This is a genomic window from Paenibacillus typhae (genome assembly GCF_900099765.1).
Taxonomy (GTDB): domain Bacteria; phylum Bacillota; class Bacilli; order Paenibacillales; family Paenibacillaceae; genus Paenibacillus_AQ; species Paenibacillus_AQ typhae.
Genome location: NZ_FNDX01000022.1, coordinates 53,365 through 65,546, shown reverse-complemented (window position 1 = coordinate 65,546; position 12,182 = coordinate 53,365). Strand labels below are relative to the sequence as shown.

Below are 12,182 nucleotides of genomic sequence, written 5' to 3'. Positions count from 1 at the left end.
TTACTTTCATCCCTTCGTTAGGCAGATAGTCACCATAACTGTACAATCTCAGCTGCTCTTCTGCCCGAAAGTCCTCATATCCTTAGCTAATCACATTGTGCAACTTATACCGCCAAACATACAACCACGAACAAAAAGACCCTGCTACCGCAGAGTCCCCAAATCTATATTACTCCAGACACTAAGCCCGGCATTCGACGTCACACTCTACAACAAACTATCCCTGCATCCTAGAACAACTGTTATTACCAAGCTTTTACTCTCCACTCTTTACCCCTCACGCTCTTACCCTTCACTCTTCCATCCGCTCCCCAAACTCCACCGCCCCACCGGCAGATTCATAAGCCTCTAATATCGAATCCAGCACACCCGGAAACCGCTCATTCAAATCCTCTTCCCGCAGCGACAAAATACGCTGGGTGCCCTGTGCCCGTGTGTGCACAACGCCTGATTCGCGCAGGGTGCGGGCGTGGTGGGACAGGGTGGACTTGGCGATCGGTACCTTAAAGCTGTTGCAGGCCTGCTCGCCGTGCTTGCGGATTTCCGACACAACATATAAACGGATCGGATCGCTAAGCGCATACAAAACAGAGACAAGCTGTATGTCCTTACGGTCCGGATGATGGAGCAGCTTCATATATAAGACCCCTTTATGATTACTTAAAATGCATCTTATCTCTTCAACTTCTCAACGTATCTCTTCAATTGTTCATACTTTTATCTTTCAATTTCTCATACTCATTCCTTCAGCGCCATGCTAATTCTCATCTTCCTAATTGCATTTTACATCTTTGCATGCTATATTTCAATTGTTCGTAAGTAATCGAACTATTAAACAATAGAAACAAAGGAGTGACACCCCTTGAACTCATTACATACATCTAAAGGTACTGCGGACAAAGGCAGCAGTACCTTGCATCCTGGCCCTAACACTGGCTCCAATCCTGCCGCCCCAGAACCCTCCCTTCCACGGGAAGGCCTGCTGACCCTGCTGTTCAGTGTCGCAGTCGTGCTCGTCATCATGAACACGGCGATGTTCAATCTGGCGCTGCCGGATGTGACTGAAGCCTTCGGCATTACTGCGGCATCAGCATCCTGGATTGTGACCGGATATTCCATTATGTTCTCGATCGCTTCGATTACGTACAGCCGGCTTTCCGATTTCCTGCCGATCCGCCGGCTGTTGATTATCGGGCTGCTGACGCTGGGACTGTCCGCTGTGGCCGGCTTCTTCAGCACGAATTTCATCTTCCTGCTGATCGTGCGCATTCTGCAGGCATCCGGTGCGGGAGCCGTCATGTCGCTGTCGCTCGTCCTGTTCACCCGCTATGTTCCGCAGGCACGCCGCGGCAAAGCCATGGCAACTATTATGTCCGCCGTTTCACTCGGGCTGGGACTTGGCCCGGTAGCGGGCGGCTCCATCGTCGAGTATCTGGGCTGGCATTGGCTATTCGCTGTTACAGCAGCGATTTTGCTGCTGGTGCCGCTGTTTATGGTGCTGCTTCCTAAGGAAATACCTGCACGCGGCTCATTCGATATCTTGGGCGGGCTTTTTCTCGGAATCGGAACCACCGGCCTGCTGCTGTTCCTGACCAGCGGACTGTGGGTGGCCCTGATTGCCGGAATTGCTGCAATCGCCCTGTTCGTTGGCCGCATCCGCAGCACACCTGATCCGTTCGTGATGCCGGCGCTATTCGCCAACCGGTCCTATCTTGTGCTTGCACTGGTCGGAATCGCCTCTTACCTGTGCAGCTTCGCCACCCTGTTCCTGCTGCCGCAGATTTTGACCCACCGCTTCGGGTTCACAGCCAGCCATGCCGGGCTGGTGATTTTCCCGGGCTCCTTGCTGGCGATCTTCGTCTCCCGTGCCGTTGGTCGGGTCATTGACCGCTACGGCAATGCCGGAATCCTGCGCTACGCACCGCTCCTGGTGCTGCTGGCTACTGTGCTGTTCGCCTTCCTGGCCGGCCAGTCTTGGGTTGCCGTTATGCTCGTTTACATGATAATGAGCTTAGCCTTTACCGTACTATCGAGCAGTGTATCTAATGAAATTTCACGCATCCTCCCATCCTCGCAGATCGGCTCTGGAATGGGACTATTCCAGCTGCTGCAGTTCTTCAGCGGAGCATTCAGCGTGGCCATGGCTGCCAGCGCTCTGGAGTGGCAAAAGGGGCTACCGCTCTCTACAGCCTACTCCAATATCTACTGGGGACTTTCAGTAGCAGCGATAATCGCTATCGTTTCAGCGTTTGCCTACCACCGCAGCAGCCGGGGCGGCCGGCTTACTCCAATGGCAGATGCAGCAGACGCCTAAAATGCTGTTATCCTTCTACTGATTTTTGCCTAACTCCAAACACCAAAACACCCTCCAGATCCGCTTCCGCGGCTGCAGGGTGTTCTTTTGAATAAATGACAGCAGTCCTCAGACCACCAGATATTCCGCATTCTTCTCACATTCCGCACATTTCGCCGGCGGGTCCCAGTCCGAGAATTCGGTCTCCTTCAGATCCACAACATCCGGTGCATCCTCGTACTCGTCCACAAATCTGTCGATGGCCAGCTCAACGTGTTCTTTACATACTACATACATTCAATCAAGCATCCCTTTCTGTGCCGCTGCGGCGTATACTTCTACTATTGTTCTACCATACTTCCCCGTAAAAAGGAACCTTCCGCCGCGCAAAAATCCTCGCTTACTCCGCTCCCGCAAATTTCCTGACATCTCCGGCAATCAGCTGGAGCGCATCCCGCCAAAAAGCCAAAGAATGTACATCAATATCCATCAGCCTGGCGGCATCGGCAATATTCCGTGTGCTGGAGGCTGAGAGGAACTGCTCGTACCGGCTGACGAACGGCTGCCCCTGCTTTTTATATTGTGCATACAGCCCTTTGGAGAACAGCAGCCCAAACGAATACGGGAAGTTGAGAAACTCATTGCCTGCCATATAATATCCGGCCTTGCTGATCCACTGATAGGGATGTATGGAGTCCGGCAGCACACTTTCACCGTAAGCGGCAGTCATTGAGTCCAGCATTAATGCGTTTAACTCATCCACGGACAGATTGCCGGATTGTCTGCGCTCATACAAGCTGCTCTCGAAGCAATAACGCGCATAGAAATCAACGATATAATATCCGGCATCCGCCAGACTCCGCTCCAGAATGGCTGCCGCTTCACCAGCAGGTGCATTCTGCAGCAGCTCACCGCTGATCAGGCTCTCGCAAAAGATCGACGCCGTCTCGGCAACCGGCACCGGATAATCCGTATTGACCATACTCTGCCCGGCCAGCCGGCTGCTATGGTAAGCGTGTCCGATCTCATGCGCCAGCACGCTCACATCTATATAATTGCCGTGGAAGCTGGTAATCATCCGGCTCTCCCCGATCGGGATAATATCAACGCACATCCCGAAGCTTCCCTTACCGCTGCGCGGCTCGGCATCGATCCAGCGCTGTTCGAACACCTTTTGGGCAAAAGCGCCCAGCTCTGCACTGAAGCTGCTAAAGCCGGAGACAATCATCGCCTGCGCCTCGGCATAAGGAATTCCAGCCGATGATTCCCTGCCAACAGGCGCGAATATATCATAGAACGGAAGCGCGCCAGGATGCCCCAGCAGCTCAGCCTTCTTCGTATAGTACCGGTGGAAAACCGGCAGACTCTCCCGGATCGCCTGCAGCATCACTTCCAGCGTGGCTTCATCCATCCGCGAAGCTTCCAGCACCTTATGCAGCGGCGATGTATATCCCCGCAGCTCATAGACTGCCGCCGCTTCACCGGTCACGGCATTAATGCAGGCAGCACTCTGCTCTGCTACACTTCGGCAGGCTTCACCCTCCGCCGCTGCCGCTGCTTTTCGTACGGCTGCATCGGAATCATATGCTAAATTCCGCAGATCAGCCAGCGACATAATCCGGTCCTTGCCATCAATCTGAACATCCACCCGCAGTGTAGACAGCGTCCGCATGTACAGCCGCTCCCAAGCCTTCGAGCCGTTGGCCTGCATCCGGGCAATGACCGCTTCCCCTTCCGCGCTCAGCAGATGCCGTGACTTCATCTGCAGCTCATGCAAATAGAATCTATGCTCCGCCAGGTATGCATTGTCCGACAGACTCGCCTCCAACTCCTCCGCACCGGCCCCGGCCAGCCACTTTCTGAAGCTTACCCGTGCTTCCTCCGCCCCGCTGCTGACCTCCTCCAGCTCATCCATCAGATTGACGGCTTCCGCATTGCTGCTGTCGGCGCTGAACACCAGCTCCGCGTAGCTGAATAAGCGGAGGTAAATGCTTTTATAAGCGTTATATTGTTTAAGGAACTGCTCCATCACTCCGGAGGCATCCTGTACATCCTGTAGCTGTGAGGCTGCCCATGCAGCAAGCTCCCCGGTTATTTCCTCTACATGCCTGCGATCCCGCAGAAAGGATTCCGAGTGAAAGCCGGGATAGATGCTGCTTAAATCCCAAGTTAACTGCATTTTTTTACATCTCCTTATATTAGCTGCAGTAACCGCTGCTCCTCACATGCTTCCACCTCATTACATCATATTTTCACCGCTTACGTTGCTTCAAGTATATCATGCTTGCCAAATTGCTAGTCTATGGAAATAATAGATTTAGCTATATCAGCCCGAAAGGAGCATCACCCATGGTTAACCAGACAATCACCGAAGGGGTTATCCGCACACGCACGAAGCTGCGCAGAGACCTGCTGATTTCCATTTTAGACGAATTCGATGGCAGTATCATGGCCTTGAGCCATATCGACCGGGCAGAGAAATACGGCAAAATGGCGCAGAGCGCTTTTTCCTTCTACCGGGGCAGCGCCTATCTGTTTTATTTTGATACGACCAGGCAGTACTTTCCGTACCACAGCGCGCCCGACCGGCCTACCTGGATCCAGGGGGATCTCCATTTTGAGAATTTCGGCGCTTTCCGCAGTGAGGACGGGGCGATTGTCTATGATGTGAATGATTTTGACGAGGGGTATGTCGGCTCTTATCTCTATGATCTGCTGCGTATGGCTGTCAGTATTGCCCTTGTCGGCAGGCAGCTTGGCTATGGCGGGAAGGAGCAGCAGAGCTTCATATCGGATTATGCAAAAGCCTATGCGCGGCAAATCCGCCGCTTCTGCCAGGGTAAAGATGATCCCGCTGATTATGTGGTGGACGAGGATAACGCCAAAGGCCCGGTCAAAAAGCTCCTGCGCAAGCTGGAGAAACGCCGGCAGAGTCATTTTCTGGAGAAGGTTACGGCCCATATGCAGAGCAGCAGGGTGTTTCTGGAGAATGCCGAGCTGCTGATTCCTGATGCGGACGAACAGACTCAGCTGGAGCAGGCGTGGAGCTTTTACAAGCAGACAGTGGTGGCGCGCAAGCTGCAGGATGAGCATTTTCAGATTAAAGATATTGCCGTCAAACGCGGATCAGGAACGGCTTCCATCGGACTCGACCGCTACTATATTCTGATTGAGGGCGGCATGGAGCTGGAAGGCGCAGATGATCCTGTTCTTGAGGTAAAAGAGGTCCGCGCCCCCGTCCCCGCCTATTTCATGCCGTATTCGGAATCCTTCTGGCAGGCCTTTGCCCATCAGGGCAAACGGGTAACCGCTACCCAGCAGGCGATGCATCACAAGGCTGACCCTTATCTCGGGTTCCTAACGATGGACGGCCGGGAATTTTACGTACGGGAGCGTTCCCCTTACAAAAAAAGGCTGAAGCTGGAGGACATCACTGATGCCGGCGAACTGACCAAAGTACTGGAGCTGATGGGCAGCCTGACCGCCAAAATGCACGCCCGGGCCGATGCCGATGTAGACCGGGGAATTCTCGATTACCATAGCGAGCAGGAAATTGCCAGAGCCATGGGCGCAGATGTGGACGCTTTTGCCCGTTATATTGCCGAGTGGGCCTTCGGCTATGCCAACCAGGTGGAGAAGGATTATGTGATGTTCAAGGATTGGGTAACCGCAGAATTCGGCCTATAGATTTGTACAAAAAAAGAAGCTCTCACCGCCCCAAGCCGGGCAGGATGAGCTTCTTTTTCTATAGTACTATGCCTGTTCCGAAACGTCCGCCTCCATGAACTGAACCGGCCGGTCCAGCTCATACAGCTTGCGGTAGCGCGGCTCGCGCTCCATCAGCTCTGCATGAGTACCGCGCATTTCCACCTGCCCGTTCTCCATAAAGATCACTTCGTCCATCTGCTCTGCACCGACCAGATGATGCGTGACCCAAATCAGCGTCTTGCCGGCCATCGCCTCGAACATCGTGGCCAGCAGCTCACGCTCTGTCCGCGGATCAAGGCCTACCGTCGGCTCATCGAGCACAACCACCGGCGTATTCTGCAGCAGAATGCGGGCCAATGCCATCCGCTGGCGTTCACCGCCGGAGAAGCGCTGACCGGCTTCGCGCACCGGTGTGTTATACCCCTCCGGCAGCGAAGAGATCAGCGTATCCAGCTTGGCCAGGCTTGCCGCCCGGCGGATGTCTTCCTCCGATGCACCGGGATTGCCCAGACGGATGTTGTTCGCCACTGTAGTATCGAACAGATGCGGGCTCTGGTTCAGCACAGCAATGACCTGCGGAATCTGCTCACCGAAAGCAGAAGCCGCTACCCCGTTAATTGTTGCTGAGCCGGCAATCGGAGTAATGACACCCTGCACCATCTTGAGCAGCGTCGATTTGCCAGCTCCGCTGCGCCCGATAACGGCAACCTTCCGGCCCTGCGGAAGGTCGAGGCTTAAGTTTTGAACCGACCAGGCATCCTCTGCCGAATAGCGGTAGCCTGCCGACTTCAGTATAATATGGGCCAGCCCTGAAGCCTGAATGCTCCCGATTAGGGCTGCGGCTTCTTCATTAACAGCCGCCGGTGCCTGCAGCACTGTCCCCTTGGCCTCTTCTACACCGTCCAGGCGCTCCAGCGAATTCCGGTACTGCGGAATTTTCTCCACTGCCTCTGATACCGGCAGGAAAGCATCCGCTACCGGGAACACTACCAGCACGAACGCGGCAATCAGCGTTCCGGCTATCGTACCGTCAGCGAATTCTCCTGCTGACCAGTACAACATAGACAGCACGGCCAGCCCGACTACCGCCTGTCCGATAAACATCCGCAGACGGGCCCAGCTGCGCAGTGCCCCGTCCGTGCGGGCGACTTCCCGTTCATCTGCCTCATACGTTGCTACGAACTGGGCCTGCCGTCCGCTGATCATCCAGTCGCCCATGCCGAGCACGGCATCGGTCAGCTTCTGATAGAGCCGGTTGCGCTCCTGCTTGACCTGGCGCTGGCGTCTTTGGGTGAGCAGCAGCGAGATCAGCGGCAGGACAACCACCAGCACCAGCATGTATAGCCCCATCAGCAGGGCGAACGCCAGATCAAAGGTACCCAGCGCAATGATAGCTGCCGCATAGATTAGCAGCGCAATAATACTCGGGAACACCGTACGGAGATACACATTCTGCAGGTATTCAATATCATCTGCCAGCATACCGAGAATATCTCCGGTACGGAAACGGGAGGACAGGAACAAAGCCTGCGGCTCCAGAATGTTGTAGAGACGGGTGCGCATTTTGGACAGGATGCGCAGAATTGTATCGTGGCCGATCAGTCGCTCCACATAGTGGATAACGGCGCGGCTTGTCCCGAAGGTGCGTACGCCGACAATCGGCACATAGACCATCAGGATATTTTCCGGCGGGATGGAAGACTTCGAAATCAGGAAGCCCGAGGTGTACATCAGGGACGAGGCCGAGAAGATCGTCAGCGCACCCAGGACGATAATCAGCAGAAACCGCCAGAAATAGCTTGAGGCATAAGGAGCAAACCATCCTTCACGTTTCAATGGATTCCCTCCAGTTGACTTTGAATAAGCCCATAATAGGCGCCTCGGCGCCGGATCAGCTCAAGATGCGTGCCAACCTCTGCCACCCGGCCCTGCTGCATGACGATGATCTGATCCATGTCCATCATCCAATGCAGCCGGTGGGTGGCCAGAAACACCAGCTTCCCCTCAAACAGCGGAAGCATCGTCTCCTTGAGCTCATACTCCGTCTCAATATCAAGATGAGCTGTAGGCTCATCGAGCAGCATGACCGGACGGCTGCTAAGCAGGGCACGGGCCAGTGCAACGCGCTGCTCTTGTCCTCCGCTGACCGACCTTCCGCCGCCGCCGATCATTTCGTTTAGCCCTTCCGGGAATGACGCGGCAAGCTGCGATAACCCCGCAGCCTTCACTACTTCAGCTACATCCTCAAGCGTTGCCTCCGGGTAATAGAAACGCACATTATCGGCCAGCGTTCCGCTGAAGATATAAGGACGCTGAGGGATATAGGCAGTCTGTCTGCGCCATGCCTCATCAGTCAGCGCACTGACACGGTTTCCGTTAATGACCAGGCTGCCGGAGGTAGGATGCAGAAATCCGCCCAGAATATCGACCAGCGTCGATTTGCCGGCCCCGCTCTCCCCGATAATGCCGATCTTGGCAGCGCCGGTAAATGCAAGGTTCACCCCTGCCAGCGACGGGATTCCGTCTGCTTCATATTGAACGCTGATTCCTTCAAGCGTAAGAGTACTATCCGGCTTCCAGCTGAAGGCCCCTGCTTGCAGCGGCTGAGCAGCGGTCTGTCCGTCAGCCTCAACCGGCTCTGCCTTCACAGTTTCGCGGTCAATGATATCCTTCATCGCTTCTCCGGCTTCCTTGCCGTCCAGCGTAGCATGGAAGTCCGCACCGACCAGCCGGACCGGCAGGAAATATTCCGGGGCGAGAATCAGGATCGTCAGACCCGTAACCAGGGTCATCTCTTCATTGATCAGCCGCAGCCCAAGGCTTACGGCTACTGATGCAACAGATAACATGGTGAAGAAATCAAGTGCAAACGATGACAGGAACGCCACACGAAGGGTCTTCATCGTTGCCGAGCGGTACCTGTCACTGACAGCGGCAATACTCTCGCTGTGGCTGCGGCTGCGCCCGAGAAACCTCAGCGTCTCCAGTCCGCGCAGCGAATCGACGAAATGATTGGACAGGGTCCGGTAGGACTTCAGCTGCCGGTCCATCTGCTTGCGTGCGGTCATCCCGATCAGAATCATAAAGATAATAATGATCGGCATCGTCAGGGTCAGGATGACCCCGCTTGATGTATCAAGCCAGTAGATATAGGCCAGCAGCAGCCATGGAGTAATGCCCATCCCAACCATCCGCGGAATAATCAGCTCCAGATACGTACGGAACTTGGTCACTCCTTCAAGCACAATTGTAACCAGTGTTCCCGTTCCCCTGTCGCCAGCCAGCCTTGGTCCCAGCTGGAACAGCTTATCCATCATCTGTCTCCGCATACTGCTGCCCGTGGCCTCCGCGAAGCGGTAGGAGACACGGCTCATCAGCATGGCACAGGCATGACGCACAAGAAACGCAAGAAGGAACAAGAGCATGCTTGCCCCTTGTTCCTTCAGCGGTTCTCCCGCAAATAGCGCCGAGACAGCTTCTGCCAGCGATTTCGCCAGCAGAAGAATGGACAGGCTTTGCACCAGGGTAAGGAAGCCAACGATCAGAAAGACCGGCTTAACTCCTTTGTACCCAAGCAAATTTTTATCCATTAGTATTCAAGATGCTCCTTCTCGTGAACCCGTTTGTGGAAGATAAAATAACTCCAGATCTGATAGCCGAGCACGAACGGCAGCAGCGTCAGCGCCACAATAGTCATTACCTTCAGTGAATAATGGCCGGATGCAGCATTTGTAATAGTCAGGCTGAATGCCGAATCAATCGAGCTGATCATCACCCGCGGGAACAAGCCCACGAAGACGGACAGTACGGACAGCGCCATTACGGCTCCGGTCATTCCGAACGCCCAGCCGTCTTTCTTCTTGCTCATGAAATAACCGGCCAGCACGTAAGCGGCAATTCCCAGAATGACAAGAATCATCAGCACTGTTCCGCGCTGTTCAAAGATATCTGTCATGAAATAAGTCATAATAACAAATGCCACCAGCAGCACTGCCAGCGGAATCAGCAGCAGCTGGCCCAGCTTGCGGGCCCGAACCTGCAGATCGCCAACCGTACGCAGGGTAGTAAACATCAGTCCATGTACCAGACAGAGCATCACGACAGTAATACCCGCTACTACCGTATAAGGATTCACAATATCGAAGAATCCGGCATACATCTGCATGTCGCCGTCAATCGGCAGCCCCTTAATGAAGCTGGCGAAGACAACGGCCAGCAGGAACGGCGGCAGGAAGCTGCCGAAGAAAATGCAGGCATCCCACGTTTTTTTCCAGCCTAGCGAGTCTCGCTTGCCTCTGAATTCAAAGGCAACCCCGCGGGCAATCAGCGCCAGCAGCGCGAATACGAACGGAATGTAGAACCCGCTGAAGAGCGTAGCATACCAGTTCGGAAAGGCAGCGAACATCGCTCCGGCACCTGTAAGCAGCCATACTTCATTCGCATCCCAGAAAGGTCCGATCGAGTTAATCAGCAGACGGCGTTCTGTATCATTTTTAGCCAAAATCTGTGTTTCCATGCCTACGCCAAAGTCAAAGCCCTCAAGGAAGAAGAAACCGATAAAAAGAACCGCAATCAGCACAAACCATAATTCATTAAGAGAAAGCATGCGTGGTTCCCTCCTTGCTATACGGGTCATGGTCAACGCCGTGATCGTTATCCATGTGATAAGGTCCTTTTTTAATCACTTTAATGAACAATCCAACCAGTACGATACCCAGAATGGCATAGATAGCGTTGAATGTAATTACCGAGAACAGGACGGAGCCTGCAGTTACGTTAGGTGATACACTGTCTTCCGTCGTCATCAGGCCAAACACGGTCCACGGCTGACGCCCGATCTCCGTCATAATCCAGCCGGCGGTATTCGCAATCGGCGGCAGCAGAAGTCCCCAGAACATAAAGCGCAGGAACCAGGTATTCGGACGCTCCATCTTTTTACGCCACATCAGGTACATGGCATACAGCCCAAACACTACCATAAGCGAGCCGGCAGCAACCATGATCCGGAAGCTCCAGAACGTAGTCCGCACAGGCGGAATATAATTACCCGGGCCATATGCCTGTTCATATTCTGCCTGCAGTGTATTCATCCCCTTAACCTCACCGGAGAATTTACTGTAGGACAGGAAGCTGAGCAGGTATGGAATCTTGATTTCACCGGAGTTCACCTTATTTACAGGGTCGATAAAAGCGGAAACCGTCCAGGCAGCAGGATCACCGCTGTCTTCCCATAGTCCTTCGGATGCCGCCATCTTCATCGGCTGTGTCTCTACCAGGTATTGGGCCTGGGCATGACCGGCAACTGCCACACCCACAGAGGATACAATCCCGACGATGGCTGCAATTTCAAAAGATTTTCTGAAGAACGGCACATCCTGCTTCTTGAGCATTTTATAAGCACTGATCCCCGTTACCAGGAAGGCGCCTGTTGCATAAGCAGCCAGCAGAGTATGCGGCAGTTCAACAAGCAGCTGTCCGTTAGTAATCAGAGCCAGGAAATCATTCATTTCAGCCCGGCCGTTATTTATTTCGAACCCGACAGGGTGCTGCATAAAGGAGTTGGCTGTGAGAATCCAGAACGCTGACAGCGTTGTTCCCAGTGCAACCATCCAGATGGACAGCAGGTGAATCTTCTTGGAAACCTTGTCCCAACCGAAGATCCAGATTCCGATAAAAGTGGATTCCAGGAAGAAGGCCAATAGCGCTTCAATAGCAAGCGGAGCCCCGAACACGTCACCGACAAAGCGGGAGTAGTCAGACCAGTTCATTCCGAACTGAAACTCCTGTAAAATTCCTGTTACTACACCGACTGCAAAGTTAATCAGGAAAAGCTTTCCCCAAAACTGTGCCATTCTTTTGTACTCTTCGTTGCCCTTTCTGACATACATCGTCTCCATGATCGCGATCATCAGAGCCAGGCCAATCGACACCGGTACAAAGAAATAATGAAAGATTGTCGTCGACGCAAATTGTATACGCGACAGCATTACTGTATCCATATTTCTCCCCTTCCTTCTCCCCATTCAATACGTCTATTCTGTCAAAAATTTAAGGATTAAAGTGTGACAATAATCACATTATACGCCTCGTTTTATGTATAATTTCAATAAATTTGTGACAAATATCACAATATTCTGCTTAGAAAGCAAAAAAAATAAGACGGTTTACCCGTCTTGGATTT

General features: G+C 53.5%; 9 protein-coding genes. 2 read left to right on the top strand and 7 right to left on the bottom strand.

The window, feature by feature from the left end; all coding sequences use genetic code 11:
* Positions 1-292 precede the first annotated feature (292 nt).
* The gene (locus tag BLR64_RS17815; RefSeq protein ID WP_090716172.1) at positions 293-637 is read right to left on the bottom strand and encodes an ArsR/SmtB family transcription factor; all 345 of its coding nucleotides are present in this window, start codon (positions 635-637) and stop codon (positions 293-295) included.
* 225 nt (positions 638-862) lie between these two features.
* Between BLR64_RS17815 and BLR64_RS17810 the strand changes: the two genes are divergently transcribed.
* Positions 863-2,314 carry an MFS transporter gene (locus BLR64_RS17810; RefSeq protein ID WP_244157748.1) on the top strand — a complete coding sequence of 484 codons (1,452 nt, stop codon included), beginning with the start codon at positions 863-865 and terminating at the stop codon, positions 2,312-2,314.
* A 108-nt stretch (positions 2,315-2,422) separates the two neighbouring features.
* Here the strand turns inward: BLR64_RS17810 and BLR64_RS17805 are convergent, their stop codons facing one another.
* Both BLR64_RS17805 and BLR64_RS17800 read right to left on the bottom strand, forming a co-directional pair.
* Complete coding sequence (locus tag BLR64_RS17805) at positions 2,423-2,590, bottom strand: CxxH/CxxC protein (RefSeq protein ID WP_066377900.1); 168 nt, start codon at positions 2,588-2,590, stop codon at positions 2,423-2,425.
* 103 nt (positions 2,591-2,693) lie between these two features.
* Complete coding sequence (locus BLR64_RS17800; protein WP_090716170.1) at positions 2,694-4,472, bottom strand: M3 family oligoendopeptidase; 1,779 nt, start codon at positions 4,470-4,472, stop codon at positions 2,694-2,696.
* 170 nt (positions 4,473-4,642) lie between these two features.
* Here BLR64_RS17800 and BLR64_RS17795 point away from each other — a divergent pair, with 170 nt between their 5' ends.
* Complete coding sequence (locus BLR64_RS17795; protein ID WP_090716168.1) at positions 4,643-5,980, top strand: DUF2252 domain-containing protein; 1,338 nt, start codon at positions 4,643-4,645, stop codon at positions 5,978-5,980.
* A 66-nt stretch (positions 5,981-6,046) separates the two neighbouring features.
* Here BLR64_RS17795 and cydC read toward each other — a convergent pair whose 3' ends face one another.
* From cydC to BLR64_RS17775, 4 genes are read right to left on the bottom strand one after another with little or no spacing between them, the layout of a single operon-like run.
* Entirely contained in the window at positions 6,047-7,837 is a 1,791-nt protein-coding gene (gene cydC, locus BLR64_RS17790) for a thiol reductant ABC exporter subunit CydC (protein WP_090716167.1), read from the bottom strand.
* Positions 7,834-9,591 carry a thiol reductant ABC exporter subunit CydD gene (cydD, locus tag BLR64_RS17785; protein WP_090716165.1) on the bottom strand — a complete coding sequence of 586 codons (1,758 nt, stop codon included), beginning with the start codon at positions 9,589-9,591 and terminating at the stop codon, positions 7,834-7,836. Before cydD ends, cydC begins: the two co-directional genes overlap by 4 nt.
* Complete coding sequence (cydB, locus tag BLR64_RS17780) at positions 9,591-10,607, bottom strand: cytochrome d ubiquinol oxidase subunit II (RefSeq protein ID WP_090716162.1); 1,017 nt, start codon at positions 10,605-10,607, stop codon at positions 9,591-9,593. The genes cydD and cydB overlap by 1 nt, the downstream gene beginning before the upstream one ends.
* The gene (locus BLR64_RS17775; protein ID WP_090716161.1) at positions 10,594-12,000 is read right to left on the bottom strand and encodes a cytochrome ubiquinol oxidase subunit I; all 1,407 of its coding nucleotides are present in this window, start codon (positions 11,998-12,000) and stop codon (positions 10,594-10,596) included. The genes cydB and BLR64_RS17775 overlap by 14 nt, the downstream gene beginning before the upstream one ends.
* Positions 12,001-12,182 lie beyond the last annotated feature (182 nt).